Origin of the sequence: Novosphingobium mississippiense, assembly GCF_044029535.1 — a bacterium.
Classification (GTDB): Bacteria; Pseudomonadota; Alphaproteobacteria; order Sphingomonadales; family Sphingomonadaceae; genus Novosphingobium.
Map to the genome: position 1 here is coordinate 3,309,383 of NZ_CP147001.1, position 23,443 is coordinate 3,332,825.

27 protein-coding genes are annotated in these 23,443 nt (G+C 65.2%); 18 read left to right on the forward strand and 9 right to left on the reverse strand.

The annotated features are described in order from the left end of the window. Positions 1-26: 26 nt before the first annotated feature. Positions 27-890 carry a diacylglycerol kinase family protein gene (locus tag WBP06_RS15620; RefSeq protein ID WP_395329615.1) on the forward strand — a complete coding sequence of 288 codons (864 nt, stop codon included), beginning with the start codon at positions 27-29 and terminating at the stop codon, positions 888-890. Beyond that, on the forward strand, positions 880-1,764 hold the full coding sequence (locus WBP06_RS15625; RefSeq protein ID WP_395329617.1) for a metallophosphoesterase family protein: 885 nt from the start codon (positions 880-882) through the stop codon (positions 1,762-1,764). The genes WBP06_RS15620 and WBP06_RS15625 overlap by 11 nt, the downstream gene beginning before the upstream one ends. Before the next feature lie 155 nt (positions 1,765-1,919). Here WBP06_RS15625 and WBP06_RS15630 read toward each other — a convergent pair whose 3' ends face one another. From WBP06_RS15630 to WBP06_RS15640, 3 genes are read right to left on the reverse strand one after another with little or no spacing between them, the layout of a single operon-like run. After that, the gene (locus WBP06_RS15630) at positions 1,920-2,636 is read right to left on the reverse strand and encodes a GIN domain-containing protein (protein WP_395329619.1); all 717 of its coding nucleotides are present in this window, start codon (positions 2,634-2,636) and stop codon (positions 1,920-1,922) included. A gap of 24 nt (positions 2,637-2,660) precedes the next feature. After that, entirely contained in the window at positions 2,661-3,227 is a 567-nt protein-coding gene (locus tag WBP06_RS15635; RefSeq protein ID WP_395329621.1) for a DUF1700 domain-containing protein, read from the reverse strand. Beyond that, positions 3,217-3,609 carry a PadR family transcriptional regulator gene (locus WBP06_RS15640; protein ID WP_395329623.1) on the reverse strand — a complete coding sequence of 131 codons (393 nt, stop codon included), beginning with the start codon at positions 3,607-3,609 and terminating at the stop codon, positions 3,217-3,219. The genes WBP06_RS15635 and WBP06_RS15640 overlap by 11 nt, the downstream gene beginning before the upstream one ends. A gap of 294 nt (positions 3,610-3,903) precedes the next feature. Between WBP06_RS15640 and WBP06_RS15645 the strand changes: the two genes are divergently transcribed. Next, positions 3,904-6,264 (forward strand): membrane-bound PQQ-dependent dehydrogenase, glucose/quinate/shikimate family, encoded by a 2,361-nt coding sequence (locus WBP06_RS15645; protein WP_395334201.1) that lies wholly within the window; start codon positions 3,904-3,906, stop codon positions 6,262-6,264. A 307-nt stretch (positions 6,265-6,571) separates the two neighbouring features. On the opposite strand, the gene rpsI is transcribed toward WBP06_RS15645, so the two are convergent. From rpsI to WBP06_RS15665, 4 genes are all read right to left on the reverse strand, one after another. Continuing rightward, positions 6,572-7,090: a 30S ribosomal protein S9 gene (gene rpsI, locus WBP06_RS15650; protein ID WP_395329625.1), complete on the reverse strand. Its 519-nt coding sequence runs from the start codon at positions 7,088-7,090 to the stop codon at positions 6,572-6,574. Then, positions 7,090-7,569 carry a 50S ribosomal protein L13 gene (rplM, locus tag WBP06_RS15655; RefSeq protein WP_142636519.1) on the reverse strand — a complete coding sequence of 160 codons (480 nt, stop codon included), beginning with the start codon at positions 7,567-7,569 and terminating at the stop codon, positions 7,090-7,092. The genes rpsI and rplM overlap by 1 nt, the downstream gene beginning before the upstream one ends. A 312-nt stretch (positions 7,570-7,881) precedes the next feature. Then, the gene (gene cutA / locus WBP06_RS15660; protein WP_395329628.1) at positions 7,882-8,229 is read right to left on the reverse strand and encodes a divalent-cation tolerance protein CutA; all 348 of its coding nucleotides are present in this window, start codon (positions 8,227-8,229) and stop codon (positions 7,882-7,884) included. Then, a complete protein-coding gene (locus WBP06_RS15665; RefSeq protein ID WP_395329630.1) occupies positions 8,226-9,314 on the reverse strand; it encodes a COX15/CtaA family protein in 1,089 nt (362 codons plus the stop codon). Before WBP06_RS15665 ends, cutA begins: the two co-directional genes overlap by 4 nt. A gap of 146 nt (positions 9,315-9,460) precedes the next feature. Between WBP06_RS15665 and WBP06_RS15670 the strand changes: the two genes are divergently transcribed. The 5 genes from WBP06_RS15670 to WBP06_RS15690 all read left to right on the forward strand — a co-directional run bounded on the left by WBP06_RS15670 (position 9,461) and on the right by WBP06_RS15690 (position 12,952). Beyond that, the gene (locus WBP06_RS15670; protein WP_395329632.1) at positions 9,461-9,814 is read left to right on the forward strand and encodes a MerC domain-containing protein; all 354 of its coding nucleotides are present in this window, start codon (positions 9,461-9,463) and stop codon (positions 9,812-9,814) included. A gap of 51 nt (positions 9,815-9,865) precedes the next feature. Then, positions 9,866-10,078 carry a sulfur carrier protein ThiS gene (gene thiS / locus WBP06_RS15675; RefSeq protein WP_395329634.1) on the forward strand — a complete coding sequence of 71 codons (213 nt, stop codon included), beginning with the start codon at positions 9,866-9,868 and terminating at the stop codon, positions 10,076-10,078. Between the two features lie 57 nt (positions 10,079-10,135). Next, a complete protein-coding gene (locus WBP06_RS15680; RefSeq protein ID WP_395329636.1) occupies positions 10,136-10,927 on the forward strand; it encodes a thiazole synthase in 792 nt (263 codons plus the stop codon). Positions 10,928-11,068: 141 nt separating this feature from the next. Further along, positions 11,069-11,596, forward strand: a complete 528-nt coding sequence (locus WBP06_RS15685; RefSeq protein ID WP_395329638.1) for a hypothetical protein — start codon at positions 11,069-11,071, stop codon at positions 11,594-11,596. Between the two features lie 246 nt (positions 11,597-11,842). Beyond that, positions 11,843-12,952: a calcium:proton antiporter gene (locus WBP06_RS15690; RefSeq protein WP_395329640.1), complete on the forward strand. Its 1,110-nt coding sequence runs from the start codon at positions 11,843-11,845 to the stop codon at positions 12,950-12,952. Positions 12,953-13,141: 189 nt separating this feature from the next. Here the strand turns inward: WBP06_RS15690 and WBP06_RS15695 are convergent, their stop codons facing one another. After that, positions 13,142-14,959 (reverse strand): AMP-dependent synthetase/ligase, encoded by a 1,818-nt coding sequence (locus WBP06_RS15695; RefSeq protein WP_395329642.1) that lies wholly within the window; start codon positions 14,957-14,959, stop codon positions 13,142-13,144. Between the two features lie 125 nt (positions 14,960-15,084). Continuing rightward, positions 15,085-16,158: a quinone-dependent dihydroorotate dehydrogenase gene (locus WBP06_RS15700; protein ID WP_395334203.1), complete on the reverse strand. Its 1,074-nt coding sequence runs from the start codon at positions 16,156-16,158 to the stop codon at positions 15,085-15,087. Positions 16,159-16,573: 415 nt separating this feature from the next. Between WBP06_RS15700 and WBP06_RS15705 the strand changes: the two genes are divergently transcribed. The 10 genes from WBP06_RS15705 to WBP06_RS15750 are packed head-to-tail and all read left to right on the forward strand — an operon-like array spanning position 16,574 to position 23,301. Next, complete coding sequence (locus tag WBP06_RS15705) at positions 16,574-17,023, forward strand: RrF2 family transcriptional regulator (protein WP_395329644.1); 450 nt, start codon at positions 16,574-16,576, stop codon at positions 17,021-17,023. Then, positions 17,024-18,547, forward strand: a complete 1,524-nt coding sequence (gene sufB / locus WBP06_RS15710; protein WP_395329646.1) for a Fe-S cluster assembly protein SufB — start codon at positions 17,024-17,026, stop codon at positions 18,545-18,547. Positions 18,548-18,593: 46 nt separating this feature from the next. Continuing rightward, positions 18,594-19,088, forward strand: coding sequence for an endonuclease domain-containing protein (locus WBP06_RS15715; RefSeq protein ID WP_395329648.1), 495 nt, complete (start codon positions 18,594-18,596; stop codon positions 19,086-19,088). 2 nt (positions 19,089-19,090) lie between these two features. After that, positions 19,091-19,834, forward strand: coding sequence for a Fe-S cluster assembly ATPase SufC (gene sufC / locus WBP06_RS15720; protein WP_395329650.1), 744 nt, complete (start codon positions 19,091-19,093; stop codon positions 19,832-19,834). Then, entirely contained in the window at positions 19,831-20,046 is a 216-nt protein-coding gene (locus WBP06_RS15725; protein ID WP_395329652.1) for a hypothetical protein, read from the forward strand. The genes sufC and WBP06_RS15725 overlap by 4 nt, the downstream gene beginning before the upstream one ends. Next, positions 20,039-20,776, forward strand: coding sequence for a SufD family Fe-S cluster assembly protein (locus tag WBP06_RS15730; protein WP_395329654.1), 738 nt, complete (start codon positions 20,039-20,041; stop codon positions 20,774-20,776). Before WBP06_RS15725 ends, WBP06_RS15730 begins: the two co-directional genes overlap by 8 nt. Continuing rightward, complete coding sequence (locus tag WBP06_RS15735) at positions 20,773-21,972, forward strand: aminotransferase class V-fold PLP-dependent enzyme (RefSeq protein WP_395329656.1); 1,200 nt, start codon at positions 20,773-20,775, stop codon at positions 21,970-21,972. The genes WBP06_RS15730 and WBP06_RS15735 overlap by 4 nt, the downstream gene beginning before the upstream one ends. Next, positions 21,969-22,439 carry an SUF system Fe-S cluster assembly protein gene (locus WBP06_RS15740; RefSeq protein ID WP_132387668.1) on the forward strand — a complete coding sequence of 157 codons (471 nt, stop codon included), beginning with the start codon at positions 21,969-21,971 and terminating at the stop codon, positions 22,437-22,439. The genes WBP06_RS15735 and WBP06_RS15740 overlap by 4 nt, the downstream gene beginning before the upstream one ends. Next, entirely contained in the window at positions 22,439-22,936 is a 498-nt protein-coding gene (locus tag WBP06_RS15745) for a GNAT family N-acetyltransferase (RefSeq protein ID WP_395329659.1), read from the forward strand. The genes WBP06_RS15740 and WBP06_RS15745 overlap by 1 nt, the downstream gene beginning before the upstream one ends. Further along, entirely contained in the window at positions 22,933-23,301 is a 369-nt protein-coding gene (locus WBP06_RS15750) for a HesB/IscA family protein (protein WP_395329661.1), read from the forward strand. The genes WBP06_RS15745 and WBP06_RS15750 overlap by 4 nt, the downstream gene beginning before the upstream one ends. Positions 23,302-23,443: the final 142 nt, after the last annotated feature.

Genomic DNA, 23,443 nt, shown 5'->3' on the forward strand with positions numbered 1-23,443 from the left:
CCGCCCGGATCGCCAGTTCTGGGGGCATGACTGGTAATCTCTCCTCCCGCCGCAGCTGGCTTGTCTGCAACGCGGCCAGCGGCAGCAACGACGATGCCGCCGTCGCCGAAGTGCTTTCCGCGCTGACTGAGGTCGGCTTCAAGCCCGACCGGACGATCCGCTTTCCCGATGAACCTGCCCCCGATCCTGAAACGCTGACGGTGTCCGGCATCGGCCTGCTGGTCGTGTTCGGCGGCGACGGCACGATTCATTCGGTGATCGAAAACGTCAGCGGATGGGACGGGCCGGTGCTGGTGCTGCCCGGCGGCACCATGAACATGCTGGCCAAGCGGATGCACGGCGATATTCCCGCGCCTGAGGTGATTGCCCGGCTTGCGCCCGATCGGCTGCGAACCACGCGGCCGGAAGTGATCGCCACGCGCCACGGCATCGCGCTGACCGGCATTCTGGCCGGCCCCGGCACGATCTGGAACGAAGTGCGCGAGGCGATGCGCGCCGCCAACGTGCTGGAATTCGTCACATCCGCCAAGGAAGCCATCGCCTGGTCCATGAACGGTCCGAAAGTCACCTGTGCCGAGGTCGACTGCGGGCGCGAGGACGGCTATGCCGCCATCACCGTGACCCCGAACGCAACCGGTCTTGAAGCGAGAGGCTATTATGCTGAAACGCTGGGCGATTTCGCCGGACAGGGCATTGCCCTGCTCAATCGCGATTTCCGCGATGGACCGCACGATCGGCTGGGCGAACATGCCCGCTTGCGGCTGGTCTGCCCGGAAGGTGAGCCGATGGGCCTGCTGATCGATGGCGAGCCCTTCGAAGGGGGCACCGAAGAACTTTTCCATCCCGCGACCCTGGAGGTCGATCTGGTGACCACGATTGATGAATCCTGAGGCTTCCGCCAATTCCCGCCCACTGCGGCTGTTCCACCTGAGCGATGTGCATTTCGGGCTGGAAGACCCGAAGGCGATCGCCTGGGCCAAGGACTGCATCGCCCGCGAAAAGCCCGATGCCGTCGCCATCACCGGCGACCTGACGATGCGCGCGCGCCATCCCGAATTCGACGCCGCCTGTGCGTGGATCAAGGGGTTGAACGTGCCCGTCACGGTCGAGGTGGGCAACCACGACATTCCCTATTTCAACCTCTACCAGCGGTTTTTCGATCCCTATCGCCGGTTCAAGGCGATCGAACGCCAGGTGGAAGCGCAGCTGGATCTGCCGGGTCTGGCCATCGTGCCGCTGCGCACCACCACCCGCGCGCAGTGGCAGCGGTTTCCCTGGTCGAACGGCTGGGTGACCGATCATGCGCTGCGCGAGACTCTCGCCGCGATCGATGCCCTGCCGCAGGGGACGCGCGTACTGATAGCCGCACACCACCCGCTGATCGAGCGCCGCGCGCGCGACAACAAGCTGCTGACCATCAACGGCACGCGGACGATGGAGATTCTGGCCGGCCGCAAGGTGATGGCCGTACTGTCCGGCCACATTCACGATGCTTTCGACCTGACGAGCGAGACTCCGGCCGGCCCACTGCGGATGATCGGCGCCGGCACGCTGTCGAAGCGGATCCGATCCACCCCGCCCAGCTTCAACGAGATCACCATCACCGGCGATCAGATTCGCGTGGTCGCGCGCAATCTGGAACATGTGCCGACCGCCGCGATGCAGATCGACGAAGTGCCCGAAAACGCCCTGCCGCCGCGCGAACCGGGAGAGCCCGTGGCCCCGGTCGGCGCGGTACCGCCGGTCGATCCACCGGTGCATTGAACACCTGCGCGGAAGCGCACCTGAACGGCACCTAACCATACATGAAAGGGCCGCAGCATCCGGTGGAGATGCTGCGGCCCTTTTCGTATCGACCGTCGCAGGCGGGGGGATTTTCGCGACGGCCTTTCCCTGAACCTTGCGGGCGTCTCGGCCCCTTACTGGTAGTCGTGGTCGATCTTGCCCAGCCCGTTGATCTCCTGAGTCAGGTGGGCGGGCTTGCGGACCAGCTTGACCGAGCCGATGCCGTCGATGCTGACCGAGACGTCGCCGGTGGCGCCGATCGTCACGCTGCCCACGCCTTCGACGTTCACCTTGGCATCCTGCGCTTCCAGCTTGCCGAGGTTGAGGTTGCTGGCGCCTTCGGTGTGCACGTCCAGCTTGCGGACCTTGCCCGATGCGTCGAGGTTGATCGCGCCATCGGCCTTCAGCAACAGGCTGTCCTGGTCGAGGCCGGTCAGCGTCACGTCGCCCGGCGCGTCGAAGTCGAAGCTTTCGATCTGCGGCGCGGTGATGTTCACCTTCAGCCCCTTGTGCATCTTGAGGTCGCCGTCGACGCTGAGGCGGCCATTCTGCCAGGTCAGCCGGTCGATCACCTGCTGCGGGCCGGTGACCACCATCTCGGACTTGTCGCCCCTGGTGAAGACCAGCTGGACCGGGATGTCCATCGCCAGGCGGGTGCCGGGTTCGATGGCGAAGCTGCGGGTCTTGTCCGGACCTTGCGCCTGATCGTCATCGTCGAAGGAGAAGTTCCAGCCGTCGTGCGCTTCCACGTCCTTGCGGAATTGGTCGCCGCCGATCACCCAGGCGGCCCCGATAGCGACGATCGAGAGGATCACGCCGCTGGCGAATACGATGAGCAGTTTCCTGAACATCACTTGGTTCCTTTCTTTCGTGCTTCAGTCTTCGGGGTGGATGGCGGGTTCGATCACGCGATAGTGCAGGCGACCGAACCACATGAGGGCATTGATGATCCAGATGCTCACCAACGTCAGCAGCGCACCGATCGCGACCGAGGCGCTCATCAGTCCAAGCCCGCCCAGGATCGCAACCAGCCAGCCGCCGGGGAAGCCGCTGAACGGCCCGGCGATCATCACGAAGCCGCCCACGAAGAACATCACGATGGTGGCGACGAACAGGCCGAACATCACGCCCAGAACCGGCAGCACGATCGGCAGCAGGATCAGGATGTCGATGGTGGCCAGACCCATGAAGGCCAGGATCGCGCCCCATGCGGAAGAGGGCGACCGGCCGCTCTCCCAGTTCTTGAAGCCGGCTTCGAAGCGCAGTTCGCGCGCCAGCCTTGCGGGGTTTCCAAGGGCCGCGGCCACTTCCTCCTCGCTGCGGCCTTCGGCGGCACCGGCATCGAAGTGCTCTTCGTAGTCGGCGACGATTTCGGCGATCACGTCCTGCGGCACGCCGGAAAGGCCTGCCTTCAGCCGCCGGATGAATTCGTTACGCTTCATGGCTCGGCTCCCCTTCTTCCTGCGGCGCCGCAGCGGGCGCGCCAGCCTCTACCTCTGCCTCCACGTGGCCCTGGATCAGGCCATCGACGGCAGCGGTGAAGCCGCGCCATTCGGCGACCTGTTCGGCCAGCCGCGAGCGGCCGGTTTCGGTAATGCGGTAATACTTGCGCGGCGGACCGGAGGGCGATTCCTCAAGGTAGGTGACTACCAGGCCATCGCTCTGCATCCGGCGCATCAGCGGGTAGATCGTGCCTTCGCCCATATCGACCGCGTCGGCCATGCGGCTGGCGATCTCGTAAGCGTAGCTGTCACCCCGCGAAAGCAGCGCCAGAACGCAAAGCCCCAGCACCCCTTTCTTCAATTGGATTTCGATTTCGGACATCGAATCACCTCCTGCGGATGAGAACTGTATATAACCAGCTACTGTGTGACGCAAGATACCTTGCATGAGAAAATACATGCCATGGCAAGATACCTTGTTATGGCGAGGTATCCGGCATCGAACGATGCCGCCGAATTGGCAGAAATTCCGCCAGTTCCCGCGATTTGCGCCGATTGGAGGAAACCATGCGGCGGGCCGGGAATTGTCGTGGGTGGCAAAGGAGAAACACTTTGACACTTTCCCCCCCCCCATTTCGGCGCCCGCCGTCGCCGCCCCTGGTTCACCGGCATTGCCCTGCTGGTGATCGGCGCGGTCTTCGCGGTGGGCGGCGCAAGGCTCGCGCTGCTCGCCGGCTCGCTCTACTACCTCGTTGCCGGACTGGCGCTGATCGCCACCGGCGTGCTGGCCTTGCGACGAAGGCCGGAGGCGCTGTGGCTCTATGCCGCGGTGCTGACCGGCACGGTGATCTGGGCGATCTACGAAGTGGGATTCACCGGTTGGGGGCTGGAACCCCGGCTGGTGGCGCCCACGGTGCTGGGGCTCTGGCTGCTGCTGCCCTGGGTGCGGCGCGGAATCGTTCCGGAGGAAGACCGCCGCCCGCTGGCGCGCCGCGCCGCGCTGGGCCCGGCGCTGGCCTGCGCGCTTTCGATCGTGGTCCTCGTCATCGGCTTTGCCCGTCCGGTGGGCGTTTCCGGCGATGCCGGCAAACGCGTCTTCGCCGGGCAGGTGGACGGTTCGGTCCCGGCCGAGGACTGGTGGTATTACGGCCGCACCGCCAAGGGCGATCGCTTCTCCCCGCTCGCCCAGATCAACACCGGCAATGTCCAGAACCTGAAGGTGGCGTGGACGGCCGAGACCGGCGATCACATGCGCCCGGGCGAGGATGTGGGCGGCACCGATGCCGGCCATGAATTCAACTTCGAAGTCACCCCGATCAAGGTGGGGGATACGCTCTACGTCTGCACCGGCCATTCCTGGGTGGAGGCGCTGGACGCGCGCACCGGCAAGGTGAAGTGGAAGTTCGATCCCAAGGCCAACACCGATGCCGACGTCTACCTCGCCTGTCGCGGTGTCGCCTATTACAAGGCGCCCGAGGGCAAGAGCAGCGTCTGCCCCACCCGCATCCTTGCCCCCGTACTGGACGCCCGGATCATGGCGCTCAATGCCGAGACGGGTAAGCCTTGCGAGGATTTCGGCGATCATGGCTTCATCAGCCTGGCCAAGTATCTTGGCCATGTGCCCGCCGGATTCCACTTCGTGACTTCCCCCCCGCTGGTGATTCACGATCGCATGATCCTGGGCGGCTGGGTCTACGACAATCAGGCCCGCAACGAGCCTTCGGGCGCCGTTCGCGCCTTCGATCCGGTGACCGGCCAGATCATCTGGGCCTGGGACGTCGGCCATCCAGATCAGGTGGTCCATCCCGACGACAAGACCGAACTGACGCGCGGCACCCCCAATGCGTGGGGCGTCTATACCGCCGATCCGGACCTCAACATGGTCTACCTGCCGCTGGGCAACGCCACGCCGGACTATTTCGGTGGCGGGCGCCGTCCGTTCGACGATGCCTATTCCAGCTCGGTGGTCGCGCTGGACATCACCACCGGGCAGCCGCGCTGGCACTTCCAGACCGTGCATCATGACGTGTGGGACATGGACCTGCCCGTTGGCCCATCGATGGTGGACCTGCCGGTGAACGGCAAGCTGGTGCCCGCCCTCGTCCAGTCCACCAAGCGCGGCGAGTTCTTCGTGCTGGACCGGCGGACCGGCCAGCCGATCGTCAAGACGATCGAGAAGGCAGTGCCGCAGGACGGGGTTCCGGGTGAAACGCTGGCGAAGACCCAGCCCTATCCGGTGGGCATGCCCTCGCTGACGCCGGCCGATCTGGTGGAAAACCACCTCTGGGGCGCAACCCCGATCGACCAGATGATGTGCCGCATCGAATTCCGCAAGGCGCATTACGAAGGGCAGTTCACGCCGCCGCAGCTGAAGCCGACGATCGTCTATCCCGCTTTCGACGGCGTGATCGACTGGCACGGCGCCACCATCGACCCGCAGCGCAAGCTGTTGATCGCCAATTCGAACTACATCCCCTTCATGATCACCATGAAGCCGCGTGGACCCTACGAGAAGTCGGGCGCGGTGCCGCCGTGGAACGGTTCGGGTAACGAACCGAAGATCGGCCCGGGACTCGCGCCGCAATATGGCACGCCCTATGTCGGCATGGTCCATCCGTGGCTCAACGCGCTGGGCGTGCCGTGCAACCCGCCGCCATGGGGCACGCTGACCGCCATCGATCTGGTGACGCACAAGATCGTCTGGCAGCGCCCGATCGGCGACACCCGCGCCACCGGGCTGGGCGGCACCCATACGAACCTGCCGCTGCCGACCGGCATCTTCAACATCGGCGGCAACATGATGACGGCCGGCGGGCTCGACTTCATCGGCGCCACGGCGGACCAGATGTTCCGCGCGGTGGATGTGCGCACGGGCAAGACGCTGTGGCAGGTCGGCCTGCCGGCCGGCGGCAATGCCACGCCGATGAGCTATGCGGTGGACGGCAGGCAATACGTGCTGATCGCCGCCGGCGGCCATGGCGGGCTGGGCACCAAGACGGGCGACTATCTGGTCGCCTATGCCCTGCCGCAAGGCTGAGCGGACTTCGGAAATGGGAAGGGGCGTCGCTTTAGGGCGGCGCCCTTTTTCATGCCACCGGGTTCTTGGCTGCGGGGCCTTCGACAGGCTCAGGCTGAGCGGGTGGGAAGGGCGGTGCTGGATGCCATGGGTGGAACGATCTCAGATCCCCACCACCTCAGATATCGACCACCTCAAATCCCCACGCCCGCTCATCCTGAGCTTGTCGAAGGATGGGAGGCCCAGCACTTCGCCAACGCCACGCAACAAAAAAGGGCCGCGGTTTCCCGCGACCCCTTTTCGTAAAGCGGCAAGCTCTCGGTAGCGATTAACGCTTCGAGAACTGGAAGCTACGACGTGCCTTGGCACGGCCGTACTTCTTACGCTCGACGACGCGCGGGTCGCGGGTAAGGAAGCCGGCAGCCTTGACGGCAGCGCGCAGGGCGGGCTCGTACTTCGACAGAGCCTGGGCGATGCCGTGCTTCACAGCACCGGCCTGGCCCGAGAGACCGCCGCCCTTGACGGTGGCGATCACGTCGTACTGGCCGTCGCGACCAGCAACCTGGAAGGTCTGGTTGATGACGAGGCGCAGGGTCGGACGTGCGAAGTACACTTCCTGGTCGCGACCGTTGATGATCACCTTGCCGGTGCCGGGCTTGACCCACACGCGGGCCACGGCGTCCTTACGACGGCCGGTGGCATAGGCGCGGCCCTGGGCGTCGATTTCCTGGGCGCGGAGCGGCGCGTTGGAAACGACGGGAGCGATCGTCTCAGCCGAATCGACAACGGCGACTTCGCCGAGGTCCTTCAGGTCGGACAGGCTCTGAACGGTATCGGTATCAGACATTACGCGCCAACCTTGTTCTTGCGGTTCATGGAAGCGACGTCGAGCGCTTCGGGCTGGGTGCCACCGTGCGGGTGCTCGGTGCCGGCGTAGAGGTGCAGGGCACGCATCTGGTCGCGGCCGAGCGGGCCACGGGGGATCATGCGCTCAACAGCCTTTTCAAGCACGCGCTCGGGGAAACGACCGGCGAGAACCTTGTCCGCGGTCACTTCCTTGATGCCGCCGGCATAGCCGGTGTGCTTGTAGTAGGTCTGCTGCTTCAGCTTGTTGCCGGTGAACTTCACCTTCTCGGCGTTGATCACGACGACGTGGTCGCCGCAATCGACGTGCGGGGTGAAGCTCGGCTTGTGCTTGCCGCGCAGGAGGTCTGCGATGACGACCGCGAGACGGCCAACCACCAGACCCTCGGCATCGATCAGATGCCACTTCTTTTCCACCTCGGCCGGCTTGATCGACCGGGTGACCTTCGTAAGCGCCTTCATGGCTGGTCTATCCCTAATGTTCAGGTCGCGCAGGGCAGGGAATCGCTTTCGGCGAATCTCCGGCTACGCGGGAAGGCGGCCAAATCGTCGAAAAGGGCGTGCAAGTCAAGCAGACCGCGGCATTCCAGAGAGGTAAAATAATACCGTCGTGAGTTTGGGTACAATGGCGGGGCTACCAAAACGAGGATCCGCCTCTCCACTTCGTCGCCCCCGCGAAGGCGGGGGCCCCGCTTGTTCTTCGTCGCGAGGTTGCAGAAGGAAGCGGGATCCCCGCCTTCGCGGGGATGACGGGAAGGGATGGCATGGTGTTGCCTATATAGAGCCCGTCCCCGTCCCAATGCCGGCCAGCCATGCCAGCGTGCCCGGCGCGCCGGTATCGCAGCGCCAGCCCAGCACGGCCGGCTCATCATAAGGATGCAGTTCGGCCAGCCGGGCGACCGCGGCATCGAGCAGGGCGGCGTTGGTCTTCACCAGCAGGCCCAGTTCCTGCGCACTGTCCTTCTGGCCGTTCCAGACGAACACGGAAGTCATGCCCGGCATCAGGTTACCGCAGGCGGCCAAGCCCTCGTCCAGCAGCGCGTTGATTGCCGCCAGCGCGCTGTCCTGATCGGGAAACGGGCTCCAGATCAGTGCGGCGACGGAGGCGGCCGCTTCGCTCACATTCCCAGCCCCACCTGATCGCGGCGGCCGAGGCCGTGAGCGCCCCAGGCGGTCGCCGCCACCAGCAGCGCACCGCAAAGCTGGTGGGCCACCGCCAGCCACAGCGCCACGCCGGACCAGACGGTGCAGATGCCGAGGATCACCTGAATCCCGAAGGCGCAGTGGATCGCGATGGAGATCTTGCGCAGACGCATCGCCTTCAACCGGCGCGCCATGACGATCAGCACTGCGACGACCGCCCAGGCCCACCAGCGATGGACGAAATGGGTCAGGTAGGGATCGTTGACCAGCGCATGGAGCGCGCCGCCGGCCCACTCGACGCCATCGGGGAAGAACGTGCCCTGCATCAGCGGCCAGGCGTCCAGACTGAACCAGCCGGCACCGGCGACATAGCCCGCGCGCAGGCCCGCCACCATCGCGCCCATGAACAGCTGGAAGAACAGCATCGCCAGCGCCAGCGCCCCGAACCGCGTCAGCCGCGCCCGCGCCTGCCCGCGCGCCAGTTCGCGCAGATCGAGCGCAGTCCAGACCAGCCCGCCCAAAGTCGTCAGCGCCACCAGCAGGTGCGCGGCGAGGCGGAAGTGGCTCACCCGGTCGGCCGCTTCGGCGGTGAGGCCGGAGGAGACCATCCACCAGCCGACCACGCCCTGCAGTCCGCCCAGCGCCAGCAGCGCCAGCAGGCGCGGCTTGTAGCCCAGCGGGATCGTGCGCTTGAACCAGAACCACGCCAGCGGCAGCGCGAAGGCCAGCCCGATCAGGCGGGCGAGCAGGCGGTGGACCCATTCCCAGAAGTAGATGAACTTGTACTGCCCCAGCGTCATGCCCGCCGGGCCGTTCACGTCGATATATTGCGGGATCTGCTTGTAATGGTCGAACTCCGCCTGCCACTGCGCCTGCGTCAGCGGGGGAAGGGCGCCGGTGATCGGCTTCCACTCGGTGATCGACAGGCCGGATTCGGTCAGGCGGGTGATTCCACCCACCGCCACGATCATCACCACCAGCGCGGCCACGAAGAAGAGCCAGCGCACCATGGGAACGATATCGTCGGAAGTTCCGAGCAGCGGGCGACCGTCAGCATTTCTCATGGCCCATGTCCCTGCGATCTTGCGACGAATTGCGCAAGAGGCACGTCGTCTGGACGAAAGATTGTGAAGACCGGCTCTTGCATGATGATACAACATCACATAGATGATGCCCCATGCGGAGCACCCTGACAGCGATTCGAAACCGGATGGACCGGGCAGGCATCGTCCTGAGCGGCCTGTGCGCCGTGCATTGCGTCCTGGGTGTGGTGCTGGTCGGCTTCCTGGGCCTGGGCGGCGACTTCCTGGGTGGCAAGGTGCTGCTCTCTCCCGAGATTCACCGCGTCGGCCTGATGCTGGCAGTGATCGTCGGGGTGATCTCGCTGGGCTTCGGCGTTGCCCGCCATGGCCGCGTCGCGCCGCTGGTCATCGGCGGCCTGGGCCTTGCGCTGATGGCTACCGCCATTCTGGTGGGCCATGGAACGGCCGAGTCGGTGCTGACCATCATCGGCGTCTCCTTCGTCGCCTTCGCCCACATCCGGAACATGCGCCACACGCATTGAGAGTCGCCAATCGGCACTTTCCAAATCCGTTCCCGGCGCTATCTGCGGCGCATGGCTGCAGACATCTCCCTCACCGTCAACGGCGAGCCGCGCCGCATCGCGTCCGGCTCCAGCATTGCCGACCTTGTCGCCGATATCGGGCTGGACCCCAAGAAGGTCGCGGTCGAACACAATGGCGAGATCGCCCCGCGTTCGACGCTGGGCGATGTCCTGTTGTCGGACGGCGACGTGCTGGAGATCGTCCACTTCGTCGGCGGCGGCTGACACCCGGCATCTCTTTCCGAAACTCCTGACTCCCGCTCGCCCGAAAGGACGCGAACCTTGACCGATACTGCTTCCGCTTCGAACGACACCTGGACTGTCGCCGGCCGCACTTTCACCTCACGCCTGATCGTGGGCACCGGCAAGTACAAGGATTTCGAACAGAACGCGGCGGCGGTTGCGGCTTCGGGCGCGGAAATCGTCACCGTGGCGGTGCGCCGCGTCAATGTGTCGGACCCCAAGGCGCCGATGCTGACGGACTTCATCGATCCGAAGAAGATCACCTACCTGCCCAACACCGCCGGCTGCTTCACCGCCGACGACGCGATCCGCACGCTGCGCCTGGCGCGCGAGGCGGGCGGCTGGGATCTGGTGAAGCTGGAAGTGCTGGGCGAGGCGCGCACGCTCTATCCCGACATGCGCGAGACGCTGAAGGCCACCGAGATCCTGGCCAAGGAAGGCTTCCTGCCGATGGTCTACTGCGTGGACGATCCGATCGCCGCCAAGCAGCTTGAGGAATGCGGCGCCGTGGCGGTAATGCCGCTGGGCGCCCCGATCGGTTCGGGGCTGGGCATCCAGAACAAGGTGACCGTGCGCCTGATCGTCGAAGGCGCCAAGGTGCCGGTGCTGGTCGACGCCGGCGTCGGCACTGCCTCCGAAGCGGCGGTGGCGATGGAGCTGGGCTGCGACGGCGTGCTGATGAATACCGCCATCGCCGAGGCGAAAGATCCGATTCGCATGGCCCGCGCGATGAAGCTGGCGGTGATGGCCGGACGCGACGCATATCTTGCCGGACGCATGGGCCAAAGGCGCTATGCGGACCCTTCAAGCCCGCTTGCCGGCCTGATCTGATGGTTAACGAATTCGTTTCGAAATGCTTCCGCTAACGGCCGTAAGCAAACGATTGCGCGGTTAAGCGCATGGAAAGCTGAAAGGCGTGAAAATGATTCTCGTGGGAAGGGGATGACCTTCCCCGTCACGGGAGTCATGAGCATGACCTACACCGGCGCCGCCACAGTCACGATCAGCGAGCTGCGGGAATTCGCCAGCTTCACCGGGTGCGAACAGCGCTACATCCGGCGCAGTCTGGACGTGGGGCTGGGCCGGCAGGATGCCTTCAAGCTGTGGGGCCGCAACGCCACCGAGCTGGCCTCCATCCGCAAGCAATATGCCGCCTATGACGAGATCAAGGCGCTGCGCGCGATACGCCCCGACGAAACGGATTTCGATGATGTGGCGGCCTTCATGGGCAAGCTGTTGCGGATGGCCGCTTTCGACCTTTCGCAGGAGCGCATCTCGTCCTTCCCGGCGTTCAGGTTCCTCTACGAGCGGCTGCTGGGCGGCTGGGTGCGTCCGTGGCTGCCCGCCGCGTTCTGCGGCGCATCGGCATTGCCGCAGATCCACCCCGATCGCCGCAAGCTGCTGCTTCATTCGATCAGCGAAGCCGCCGCCACCGCGCCCGGCTGGTCCAACCGCGAGCCCAGCTTCTTTCCCGAATGGATCGAGAAGGAAGCCGCTTGATTTCGAATTCCTCCCAGAAGCCCGCCGGGTCGCAATAGACGTCACCAAGAAAAGAATACCTGGTTTCCTTTGCTGGGGGGCGCGCCGGATGGAAACATCCGGCGCGTTTCGTTTTCACGGATGGGGAAGAGCGCCGGTGCCGCGAAATCCGTCTGCAGCCGATTTCCAAAACGCCCCCTACAGCTTCACAAACCGGAAACGCCATCCAACTGGCCGCGAAGGCAATTTCGCCTATACTGCCGGACCATGAGCGAACCCGCCCCCCGCACCGCCAGGGCCCCCGCCCGTTTTCCCACCTTTGGCCTGGCGCCATGGTCGCTGGCGGTGCCGCTGATCGCACTGGCGGCGGTGGCGCTGGGCAAGCCTTCCAGCATCGCGATCGCCGTGCTGGTGGCGGTGGCGATGGGCGGGGCGGTGATGGCCGCGGTCTATCACGCCGAAGTGATCGCCCACCGCGTGGGGGAACCGTTCGGCACGCTGATCCTGGCGTTCGCGGTGACGGTGATCGAAACCTCGCTGATCGTCTCGATCATGTTGAGCGAGGGCCACGGTGCACAGTCGCTAGCGCGCGATACCGTGATCGCGGCGGTGATGATCACCATCAACGGCATCGTCGGCGTCTGCCTGCTGCTCGGCGGCGGGCGGCATCACGAGCAGGGCTATACCCAGTCCGGCGTCAATCACGGCCTGGCGATTCTCGCCACCCTCTCGGTGCTGACGCTGGTCATGCCCAACTACACGACCAGCAGCGTCGGTCCGTTCTACAACGACAACCAGCTGATCTTCATCGCCTTCGACGCACTGATGCTCTACGGTGTTTTCGTTGTCGCCCAGACCATCTGGCACCGCGACCACTTCCTCTATCCCGAAGAGAACGAGGGCGCCCACGATAGCGTGCCCGATGCCAAGGCGGCGGCTGCAGGAGCGATGCTGCCGCTGACGCTGATCGCAGTGGTGCTGCTGGCCAAGGCGCTTTCGCCCTCCATCGAAGCAGGCGTGGCTGCAATGGGCGCGCCGCCCGCGCTGGTAGGCATCATCATCGCCGCGCTGGTGCTGGCGCCGGAGAGCCTTGCCGCGCTCTCCGCCGCGCGCGCCAACCGGGTGCAGACGAGCCTCAACCTTGCCATCGGCTCGGCGCTCGCCACGATCGGGCTCACGATTCCGGCGGTGGCCATCGCCTCGATGTCGATGGGGCTCGACCTCGAACTGGGCCTGTCCGCCAAGTCGACCGTGCTGCTGGGCCTGACCCTGCTGGTGGCGACGATGACATTGAGCACCGGGCGCACCACGCTGGTGCAGGGCATGGTGCATCTGGTGATCTTCGCGACCTATCTGTTCACGACGCTGGTGCCGTGAGGGAGAGCAGCCACTTCAACCGGTAAGCGACCAACCTATCGCCAAAACACCTCGTCGCCCCCGCGAAGGCGGAGGCGCCCCGCTGGCCTTGCGTCATGCGCCAAAGGAAGCGGGATTCCCGCCTTCGCGGGGATGACGAAGTTTGGTGTCGTGGATGTTGTGTCGCGCTCGTCCAACAGGACTCCACACTCAGTTCCGGTACAGCGCGTCCAGCCGATCGACGTAGCGTTCCTTCAGCTTGTGCCGACGGATCTTCAGGCTGGGGGTCATCTCCTCGTTCTCGATCGAGAACGGCTCGTCGGCGAAGGCGTACTGGCGCACCTTTTCGATCACGGAGAGGTCCGCGTTGACGCGATCGATCGCGCCGCGGATTTCCGCCCGGAAGACGGGCAGGCGCTGCAGCGCCTTGAAATCGAACTTCTCGTCGTTCGCCTTGGCCCATTCCAGCGCCCAGTCGGCATCGGGCACGATCAGGCCGACGATGTAGGGGCGGCGATCGCCATAGACCATGGCCTGCGCGATCTCCGGCTGGAGCGTCAGCATCGATTCCACCTTCTGCGGTGAGACATTGTCGCCCTTGTCGTTGACGATCATGTCCTTCTTGCGGTCGGTGATCTGGATGCGGCCCTGCGCATCGATATGGCCGATGTCGCCGGTATGCAGCCAGGGGCCCGATCCGGAATCGACCAGCACCGCACGGCTGGCGGCATCGTTCTGCCAATAGCCCTGCATGACCAGTTCGCCGCGCACCAGAATCTCGCCATCGTCGGCAATCCGCAGGTCCACTCCGCGCAGCGGCGGGCCAACGGTGGCGTGGTTGATGCCGGCAGCGGGGCGGTTGCAGCTGATGATCGGCCCCGCCTCGGTCTGGCCATAGCCCTGCAGCAGGGTCAGCCCCATCGAATCGAAGAATACCCCGATCTCGGGATTGAGCGGCGCACCGCCGGAAACCAGCGCCTTGATCCGGCCGCCGAACTTCGCGCGCACCTTGGGGCGCAGCGTGTGTTCCAGCAGCAGATTCATCGCCTTGTCGCCGAACCGCCAGCGGCCGCGCTGGCGGCGTTCGCCAAGGCCGGTCGCCATGTCCATCAGCCGCGAGGCGACGGCGCCCTGCTTCTCGATCTGCTTCATGATGCGCGTGCGCAGCACTTCGAACAGGCGCGGCACCACGACCATGATGGTCGGCCGCACTTCCTCGATATTGGCGGCCAGCTTGTCCAGGCCCTCGGAATAGTAGATTTGCCCCCCCACGCCGATCGGCAGGAACTGGCCGCCGGTATGCTCGTACGCGTGGCTGAGCGGCAGGAACGAGAGGAACGTCTCGCTCTGGTCCAGGCCGAAATCGTCCATCACGATCTGCGCCGCGCCGGCCACGTTGGTCAGCAACATGCCGTGGTGCTGGCGCACCCCGCGCGGGGCGCCGCCGGTGCCGCTGGTATAGATGATGCAGGCCAGGTCTTCACGGGTGAAGTTGACGAGCCGGGCTTCCACCTCTGCCCGCGCGAGGACCGGATCGCCTTCGAACAGGCCGTCCCAGTCGTGCAGCTCGAACGATCCGCCCTGCAGCGGCGGCATCCGCTCCATGCCGATCACGTGGCGGCACAGGTCGGTCTGGACGATCGCCGGCAGCAGCGTCTTGCCCAGCTTGGCCGAGGAGACGATGGCGGCATTCGCGCCCGAATTTTCCAGGATGTGGATGTGATCGCGCGTGGTGTTGGTGGTGTAGGTGGGCACCGTCACGCAGCCGGCGGCCATGATCGCCAGATCGGCGATGCACCATTCGGGGCGGTTTTCGGAGACGATCAGCACCCGGTCGCCATCGTGCAGGCCCATGCGACGCAGGGCGGAGGCCATCAGGCAGACCCGCCGCGCCACTTCGGCCCAGGTGATCGGCCGCCAGGCGCCATCGCGCTTGGCCCAGAGCATCGGGGTTTCGCCGAGGGCATCGGCACGCTTCAGGAACAGCGAAACGAAGTTCGTGCTGTTGTCGAAGTCAACAAGATCCATGTTGACCGGGGTCCTCTCAATGAAATGTCGGAATTTGTCGTTTGGTCAACGTCTAGGCGCGCGCGGCGGTTGCGACAAGCGCGGCCAGTGACCAGATCGGGCAGGGAAAAACCGCGAATGCGGCTTTATTCTGTACCCACGGCATCGGCGATGGTGGCAAAACCATCGCGCTTCATCAGCGATTCAAGGCCCTTGCAGATAGCCTTGGCAATGCCCGGGCCTTCATAGACCATCGCGCTGTAGACCTGCACCAGGCTGGCCCCGGCGCGAATGCGCGCCCAGGCGTCTTCCGCCTTGGCGATGCCCCCCACGCCGACGAGCGGAATCGCCCCGCCGGTGGCACTGCGGAAATCGCGCAGGCGCTGCAGTGCCAGATCCTTCAGCGGCGCGCCCGAAAGCCCGCCGGTCTCCCCACCGTGGCGCGAGGCAAGCGCCGGGCGGGAGATCGTGGTGTTGGAAACGATCAGCGCGCCCAGCCGCCGGTCGATGGCGATGCGGGCGATGGCATCGATATCGGCCGGCTCCAGATCGGGCGCGACCTTCAGGAACACCGGCGGACGGCGCCCCCCGCCGCCAACATCGTCGCCGCAAGCCTCGTCCCGCGCGGCGATCACCGCGTCCAGCAGGCCGGTCAGCGCCGATTCGTCCTGCAGGGCGCGCAGGCCGGGGGTGTTGGGGCTGGAGATATTGACCGCCAGGTACGTCGCCAGCGGCGCCATCATCCGCGCCATCGTGGCATAATCGGCCACGCGGTCGGTCGAATCCTTGTTCGCACCGATATTGATGCCCAGCACGCCCGGGCGATCACGCCGCGCCGACAGGCACGCAAACGCGACTTCCGCGCCCTTGTTGTTGAATCCCATGCGGTTGATCACCGCGCGATCCTCCACCAGCCGGAACAGGCGCGGCTTGGGATTGCCGGACTGGGGCAGGGGGGTGATCGAGCCCACTTCCGCAAAGCCGAAGCCCAGCCCCAGCAGCGCATCGGGCACTTCGCCATCCTTGTCGAAGCCCGCGGCCATGCCCACCGGATTGGGGAAGGCGATTCCCGCCACTTGCGTGGCAAGGCTGGCCGGAAACACCGGCGCGCGGGTGGAACCGGCCAGCTTGAGACCAGTGAGGGCAAGGCCGTGCGCCGATTCGGCGTCGAGTCGGAACAGGGCGGGGCGGAGTAACGAATAAATCACACCCGCGCGCATAAACGGGTACGGCGCGTCGCTCAAATGCTTCTTTGCCCGCCCGGAATGGCGGGCCGGATCGCCATGAAGCGACGGAATCGCCGCCTCGCGTGCGATCTGCGACACGCCGTGTCGCAATTATACAATAAATCGCCCGGCCCCTTCCCTACACGGGATTTGCGACCCGAAGGGCTCGTAGCGGGATGCGCACGAGTTCTTTATTACCTTAAGGGCGGTTCCCAGTTCGCTGGGGGCCGCCTTTTTTTGGTTTATTTCGGGTTATTTTTCCCCGGATGTGGAGAGGGTTGCAACAGCGTTAACCGTTGCACGCCGCAAATCCTGTTGAAACTCCATTGAAACCGCAGCCTTCCTGCACTAGGTGGCAAATCGGAAGAAATTGATCCACTTTAGCTGCGGGTCCCGAAAGCCTCTACCGATGCGTCTATCGAGCATGGCGGATTATGCCGTCGTCATCATGTCTGCTGCCGCCCGGCACTGCGGCGGATGCCCGCTCGTCGCGGGTGATTCGAAGCATGGGCGAGTCTCGGCGGCGCAGCTGGCCGAGGAAACCCGGCTTCCCGCGCCCACCGTGCAGAAGCTGGTGAGCAAGCTGACCGCCGCCGGCCTGCTGCGTTCATCGCGCGGCGTGGGCGGCGGGCTGAAGCTGGCCCGTTCGCCGGACACGATTTCGGTTGCGGATATCGTCGAGGCAGTCGAAGGGCCCATCGCGCTCACCGCCTGCCTAGAAAAGGGCAAGTCTCCGGACAAACCCGAATGCCAGATCGAGGGGGGCTGCCAGGTGCGCCCGCACTGGCCGCAGGTGAACGCGGCGCTGCGTGGCGCTCTGGCGCAAGTGGCCCTGACCCAGCTCGTCGAGGAAGTTTGAATGACTGAAGAAACCGCTCCGGCACTGAGCTCGGCCTTGGGCCAGGACGATGCGCCCGAACTGCGCGATCAGGCCGCGCGCGATGCCGCCGCCCGCGTGGCGGAGTACGAGCACGGCTGGGTTGCCGATATCGAGCAGGAATACGGGCCCAAGGGCCTGTCCGAAGACACCGTGCGCTTCATCTCGGCCAAGAAGGACGAGCCGGAATGGATGCTGGAATGGCGCCTGAAGGCCTATCGCCGCTGGCTGGACATGCCGATGCCGGACTGGGCGAAGCTGAACGTGCCGCCGATCGACTATCAGGAAGCCTACTATTGGGCCGCGCCCAAGAAGAAGCCTTCGCTGTCCAGCCTGGACGAAGTCGATCCCGAAATCCTGAAGGTCTACGAAAAGCTGGGCATTCCGCTGGAGGAGCAGAAAGTGCTCGCCGGCGTCGAAGGCGCGCGCAAGGTGGCCGTGGACGCGGTGTTCGATTCGGTTTCCGTCGCCACCACCTTCCGCAAGGAGCTGGAGCAGGCGGGCGTGATCTTCCGCTCGATCTCCGAAGCGATCCGCGAATATCCGGAACTGGTGAAGAAGTGGCTGGGCAAGGTCGTGCCCGTGCAGGACAACTACTTCGCGGCGCTGAACTGCGCGGTCTTTTCCGACGGCACCTTCGTCTACATTCCCGAAGGCGTGCGCTGCCCGATGGAGCTGAGCACCTATTTCCGCATCAATGCGGAGAATACCGGCCAGTTCGAGCGCACCCTGATCATCGCGGAAAAGGGCAGCTACGTCTCGTACCTGGAAGGCTGCACCGCGCCGATGCGCGATGAAAACCAGCTTCACGCCGCCGTGGTCGAACTCGTCGCGCTGGAAGATGCCGAGATCAAGTACTCCACCGTGCAGAACTGGTACCCCGGCGACGCCAACGGCAAGGGCGGCATCTACAACTTCGTGACCAAGCGCGGGTTGTGCCAGGGCGCCCGCTCCAAGATCTCGTGGACGCAGGTGGAAACCGGCTCCGCCATCACCTGGAAGTACCCCAGCTGCGTCCTCAACGGCGAGGATTCGGTGGGCGAGTTCTACTCGGTGGCCGTCACCAACAATTTCCAGCAGGCCGATACCGGCACCAAGATGATCCACAACGGCAAGGGCAGCCGTTCGACGATCATCTCCAAGGGCATCTCGGCCGGCAAGAGCAACAACACCTATCGCGGCCTTGTCCGCGTGGCCGCCAATGCCGAAGGCGTGCGCAACTTCACCCAGTGCGATTCGCTGCTGCTGGGCAAGGAATGCGGCGCCCATACCGTGCCCTATATCGAGGTGCGAAATCCCAGCGCCCAGATCGAGCACGAGGCGACCACCAGCAAGATCAGCGACGACCAGCTGTTCTACGCCATGCAACGCGGGCTCGACACCGAGCAGGCGGTGGCGCTGATCGTCAACGGTTTCGCCAAGGAAGTGCTTCAGCAGCTGCCGATGGAGTTCGCCGTGGAGGCGCAGAAGCTGCTGGGCATCAGCCTTGAAGGAAGTGTGGGCTGACGATGACCCGCTTCCCCATTTGCAAGACATTCAAAGGAATCCCCGCATGACCGCCGCCCGTAAGACCCTCGGCATCAGCAAGGACGCCGCGCCGAAGGCCGACGCCAAGGCCAGCTTCAACGTCACCGGCGCCCGCCTGGAAACGCTGAAAGAGCGCGCCAAGGAAATGCGCCGCAATCCCAGCGATGCGCAGAAGGCGCTCTGGGCGGAAATCTCCGGTTCGAAGCTGGGCGGCGTGAAGTTCACCCGCCAGTCGGTGGTCGGATCGACCATCGTGGACTTCGCCTGCCCTTCGCGCTGGATCGTCGTGCAGCTCAGCCCCGAGGATTCCAACCCGGACGTGAACGAGCTGCAGGACCGCAAGCTGATCGAAGTGGGCATTCGCGTGCTGCGCTTCTCCGAAGACGAAGTGCTCGATCGCATCGACAGCGTCGTGCGCGAGATCACCACCGAACTCAACGTGCCTTTCGACAAGCGCTCCGCGCGCCGGAAGGCCGGTGCCACTGCCGCGCCTCGCTTCGATGAGGGCGCCGAAGGATGACCATGCTCAAGATCGATAACCTTCAGGCCAATGTTGCCGACAAGCCCATCCTCAAGGGTCTCTCGCTGACGATCAATCCGGGCGAGATTCACGCGATCATGGGTCCCAACGGCGCCGGCAAGTCGACGCTGGGCTACACCCTCGGCGGTCGTCCCGGTTATGAAGTGACCGGCGGCTCGGTCGATTTCAACGGTCAGGACCTGCTGGAACTGGAACCGCACGAGCGCGCCGCCGCCGGCCTGTTCCTGGGCTTCCAGTACCCGGTCGAGATTCCCGGCGTCTCCTTCGTGCAGTTCCTGCGCGAAGCGGCCAATGCCCAGCGCAAGGGCCGGGGCGAGGAACCGCTGTCGGGCGGCGAATTCCTGAAGCTGGCGCGCGAGAAGGCGGGCCTGCTGCGCATGGACATGGACATGCTGAAGCGCCCCGTGAACGTCGGCTTTTCGGGCGGTGAGAAGAAGCGCGCCGAGATGGTGCAGATGGGCATCCTCGATCCCAAGCTGGCGATCCTGGACGAGACCGACTCCGGCCTCGACATCGATGCGCTGCGCATATGCGGCGAAGGGATCAATTCGATCATGCGCGCGCCGGACAAGGCGGTGCTGCTGATCACCCACTACCAGCGCCTGCTGGACTATGTGAAGCCGGACTTCGTGCACGTTCTGGCCGCCGGCCGGATCGTCAAGTCGGGCGGCCCCGAACTCGCGCTCCAGCTGGAGGAAGAGGGCTACGAGGCCGTCGTCGCATGACCATGGTCTACCTTCTCTGGCACGAGGACGATGCCGAGACCAAGGACGGCGAACTGGTCGGCGTCTATGGATCCGAGGCGGAAGCCGCTTCGGCCATCGCCCGGTCTGCCAAGCATCCGCAGGGATTCTCGGTCGATGCCCATTCGCTGAACGGTGAGCGCTGGCTGGCCGGCGTGCCCGGCGCCTTCCTGGGGAGAGCGGCCAATGACTGACACTCTTCTCCTGCCCACCCGCAAGGATGAGGACTTCCGCTATTCCGATCTCGACGCGCTGGCGGGCCTCTGGCCGGTCGCCCGCGAAGAGATCGTTGTCGCCGCCGATGCCGAGGAAACGCTGCAGATCGTCGAGGATGGCGCCTCTGCAGTCGCTCGCCATCTGGTGATCACGCTGGGCGCGCGCGCGAAGTTCGACTTGCGCGTGCTGTCTTCCGGCCCGGTCTATGGCCGCGTGGCGGTGGATGTGCGGCTGGGCGAGGGCGCCGACTTCACGCTGGGCGCGGCACAGCTGGCCACCGGCAGCGAGACTCTGGAAGTGGTCACCAAGGTGGTCCATGCCGAGAAGAACGCCACCTCCAGCCAGATCGTGCGCACGGTGCTGGCCGGCCATTCGGTCGGCTCCTACCTCGGCTGCATCGGCGTCGAGCGCGGGGCGGACGGTACCGATGCCGAACAGTCGGTCCGCGCCATGCTGCTGGACCGTACGGCCACCGCCAATGCCCGGCCGGAGCTGGAAATCTACGCCGATGACGTCAAGGCGGCACATGGCTGCGCGGTGGGCGAACTGGACGCCCACGGCCTGTTCTACCTGATGAGCCGCGGCCTCACTCCGCCCGAAGCCAAGCGTCTGATGCTGCAGGCCTTCGTTGCCGAAGCCTTCACCGGCGCACCGGGCGAAGACGCGCTGAACGAGGCTGCGATTGCCCGTCTGGAGGCGATCCTGTGAGTACCGATACACTCGTCCTCAAGGATCAGTTCCCCGGTCTGGCCGGGAACTGGCACTACCTCGACACCGGCGCGACCGCGCAGAAGCCGCAGGCAGTGATCGACGCCACCGTCAATGCACTCGGCCGCGACTATGCGACCGTGCATCGCGGCGTCTATGCCCGCTCTGCCGAGATGACGCTGGCGTTCGAGGCGGCACGCCGCAAGGTCGCCGCGTTCCTGGGCGGGCATGAGGATGAGATCGTCTTCACCCGTGGCGCGACCGAGGCGATCAACCTCGTCGCGCAGACCTGGGGCGTGCAGAACCTCAAGGCGGGCGACCGCATCCTGCTCTCGACGCTGGAGCATCACTCCAACATCGTGCCGTGGCAGTTGCTGCGTGACCGCACCGGCGTCGAAATCGACGTCTGCCCGCTGACCGAGGACGGTCAAATCGATCTGGAAGCGGCCGAGCGCATCCTCACCCCCGCGCACAAGCTGGTGGCGCTGGCGCATGTTTCCAACGTGCTGGGCTCAGTGCTCCACGTGGAACATGCCGCGAAGCTGGCCCATGCGGTGGGCGCGAAGCTGCTGATCGACGGTTGCCAGGCGGCGCCGCGCATCGCCCTCGATGTGACGGCGATGCAATGCGATTTTTACGTCTTCTCCGCACACAAGCTCTACGGCCCCACCGGGATCGGCGCGCTCTGGGCGAAGAAGGCACTGCTCGATGCCATGCCCCCGTGGCAGGGCGGCGGGTCGATGATCGACCGCGTCACCTTCGAGAAAACCACGTACGCCCCGGCGCCACAGCGTTTCGAGGCAGGCACGCCGATGATCGTCGAGGCCCTGGGCCTTGGCGCCGCGATCGACTGGCTGACTGCGCAGGGTCTCGACCGCGCAGAGCGCCACGAACGCGATCTGGCCGCCCGGCTGCGCGCCGAACTGGGCAAGCGCAACGACATTACCCTGTTCGGCCCGGCAGATTCGGTCGGAATCGTTTCTTTCGCGATGGATGGGGTGCATCCGCACGACCTCGGCACCATATTGGATGAAGAGGGCGTCGCGATCCGTGCCGGCCACCACTGTGCGCAGCCGCTGATGGACCACCTTGGCGTTCCCGCCACGGCCCGCGCCAGCTTCGGCCTCTACAGCGATGACAGCGATATCGAGGCGCTCATGAAGGGTATCGAGCGCACCCGGAGAATTTTTGGATGAGTGACCAGAAGCCCAGTTTCACTGTCGAGGAAGTCGATTCGGTAACGCCTGCGCCCCGTGCGCGCGTCGAGGACGTGCCCGTTCCCCCGGTTGAGCGCAAGCGTGACTACCTTGACGGATTCCTCGCCGAAAAGCCGCAAGGTATCGACCCCGGCCAGCCCGGCGGATCGATCTACGACGGCGTGATCGACGCATTGAAGGAAATCTTCGACCCCGAGATTCCCGTCAACATCTACGACCTTGGCCTGATCTACGGCGTCGAAGTCTCGCCCGAGGCTTCGGTCGCGGTAACGATGACGCTGACCACGCCGCATTGCCCGGTGGCGGAATCGATGCCCGGTGAAGTGGAGATGCGCGTCTCGGCCGTGCCGGGCGTGCGCGATGCCGAGGTCAACCTCGTCTGGGATCCGCCATGGGACATGGCCAAGATGTCCGACGAGGCGAAGCTCGAACTGGGCATGCTCTGATGGCGACGCTTGCCTCTACCATTACGGTGCGCCTGGCCGACTATGCCGACGCGGCCGATGCCGCGCGCGTGGTCGCGTTGCTCGACAGCTATGCGCGCGATCCGATGGGTGGGGGCAAGGCGCTTTCCGATGATGTGCGCGAACGCCTGGTGCCCGGCCTTGCCGCGCATCAAGGCGCGTTCTCGCTGCTGGCCTTTGATGGCGACGAAGCCCTCGGCCTGGCAAACTGCATCACCGGATTCTCGACTTTCGCGGCGCGTCCGCTGGTGAACATCCACGACATGGCCGTGCTGCCTGAGGCACGTGGGCGCGGCGTGGGCCGGGCGCTGATGCTGGCGGTAGAGGCGGAGGCCCGCACGCGCGGCGCCTGCAAGATCACGCTCGAAGTGCTGAGCGGCAATGCGACGGCCAAGGGCCTCTACGCCGCGCTCGGCTACGGCGATTACGCGCTGGACCCGCAGGCGGGCACCGCGCTGTTCTGGGAAAAGAAGCTATGACCACTACCACTGAAGCCAAGCCTGCACGCCAGCGTCCGGCCGCGGTGCTCCTCACCGCCAATGCCGAAGCGCGCATCGCCAAGCTGATGGGCGAAGCGCCCGAAGGCACGATCGGCGTGCGCCTCTCCACCCCGCGTCGGGGCTGCTCGGGCCTTGCCTATTCGGTGGACTACGTCAGCGAGGAAAAGGCTTTCGACGAGAAGATCGAGACTCCCGGCGGTCTGTTCTACATCGACGGCGCCTCTGTGCTCTATCTGATCGGCAGCACCATGGATTGGGTGGAAGACGATTTCACCGCCGGATTCGTGTTCGCCAACCCGAATGCCAAGGGTTCGTGCGGCTGTGGCGAAAGCTTTACGGTTTAAGTTCCCTGTCCTCCCCGGAACGGGGAGGGGGACCGCCCGAAGGGTGGTGGAGGGGGGTCTCAGCGCCACGCAACCTCGCGTTAGGCCGCGTATCCCCTCCGTCAGTCGCTTCGCGACTGCCACCTCCCCGGTACGGGGAGGA

Excerpts from the sequence above, each read along its gene's own strand:
- WBP06_RS15640 (WP_395329623.1), bottom strand. The coding sequence starts at position 3,609 with ATGTCCGAAATCGAAATCCAATTGAAGAAAGGGGTGCTGGGGCTTTGC.
- WBP06_RS15685 (WP_395329638.1), top strand. The coding sequence starts at position 11,069 with ATGACCTACACCGGCGCCGCCACAGTCACGATCAGCGAGCTGCGGGAA.
- sufB (WP_395329646.1), top strand. The coding sequence starts at position 17,024 with ATGACTGAAGAAACCGCTCCGGCACTGAGCTCGGCCTTGGGCCAGGAC.
- WBP06_RS15750 (WP_395329661.1), top strand. The coding sequence starts at position 22,933 with ATGACCACTACCACTGAAGCCAAGCCTGCACGCCAGCGTCCGGCCGCG.
- WBP06_RS15635 (WP_395329621.1), bottom strand. The coding sequence starts at position 3,227 with ATGAAGCGTAACGAATTCATCCGGCGGCTGAAGGCAGGCCTTTCCGGC.
- WBP06_RS15620 (WP_395329615.1), top strand. The coding sequence starts at position 27 with ATGACTGGTAATCTCTCCTCCCGCCGCAGCTGGCTTGTCTGCAACGCG.
- thiS (WP_395329634.1), top strand. The coding sequence starts at position 9,866 with ATGGCTGCAGACATCTCCCTCACCGTCAACGGCGAGCCGCGCCGCATC.
- WBP06_RS15625 (WP_395329617.1), top strand. The coding sequence starts at position 880 with ATGAATCCTGAGGCTTCCGCCAATTCCCGCCCACTGCGGCTGTTCCAC.
- WBP06_RS15725 (WP_395329652.1), top strand. The coding sequence starts at position 19,831 with ATGACCATGGTCTACCTTCTCTGGCACGAGGACGATGCCGAGACCAAG.
- rplM (WP_142636519.1), bottom strand. The coding sequence starts at position 7,569 with ATGAAGGCGCTTACGAAGGTCACCCGGTCGATCAAGCCGGCCGAGGTG.
- WBP06_RS15705 (WP_395329644.1), top strand. The coding sequence starts at position 16,574 with ATGCGTCTATCGAGCATGGCGGATTATGCCGTCGTCATCATGTCTGCT.
- WBP06_RS15730 (WP_395329654.1), top strand. The coding sequence starts at position 20,039 with ATGACTGACACTCTTCTCCTGCCCACCCGCAAGGATGAGGACTTCCGC.
- WBP06_RS15700 (WP_395334203.1), bottom strand. The coding sequence starts at position 16,158 with ATGCGCGCGGGTGTGATTTATTCGTTACTCCGCCCCGCCCTGTTCCGA.
- WBP06_RS15670 (WP_395329632.1), top strand. The coding sequence starts at position 9,461 with ATGGACCGGGCAGGCATCGTCCTGAGCGGCCTGTGCGCCGTGCATTGC.
- WBP06_RS15715 (WP_395329648.1), top strand. The coding sequence starts at position 18,594 with ATGACCGCCGCCCGTAAGACCCTCGGCATCAGCAAGGACGCCGCGCCG.
- WBP06_RS15695 (WP_395329642.1), bottom strand. The coding sequence starts at position 14,959 with ATGGATCTTGTTGACTTCGACAACAGCACGAACTTCGTTTCGCTGTTC.
- WBP06_RS15630 (WP_395329619.1), bottom strand. The coding sequence starts at position 2,636 with ATGTTCAGGAAACTGCTCATCGTATTCGCCAGCGGCGTGATCCTCTCG.
- WBP06_RS15665 (WP_395329630.1), bottom strand. The coding sequence starts at position 9,314 with ATGAGAAATGCTGACGGTCGCCCGCTGCTCGGAACTTCCGACGATATC.
- WBP06_RS15740 (WP_132387668.1), top strand. The coding sequence starts at position 21,969 with ATGAGTGACCAGAAGCCCAGTTTCACTGTCGAGGAAGTCGATTCGGTA.
- sufC (WP_395329650.1), top strand. The coding sequence starts at position 19,091 with ATGCTCAAGATCGATAACCTTCAGGCCAATGTTGCCGACAAGCCCATC.
- rpsI (WP_395329625.1), bottom strand. The coding sequence starts at position 7,090 with ATGTCTGATACCGATACCGTTCAGAGCCTGTCCGACCTGAAGGACCTC.
- WBP06_RS15690 (WP_395329640.1), top strand. The coding sequence starts at position 11,843 with ATGAGCGAACCCGCCCCCCGCACCGCCAGGGCCCCCGCCCGTTTTCCC.
- WBP06_RS15745 (WP_395329659.1), top strand. The coding sequence starts at position 22,439 with ATGGCGACGCTTGCCTCTACCATTACGGTGCGCCTGGCCGACTATGCC.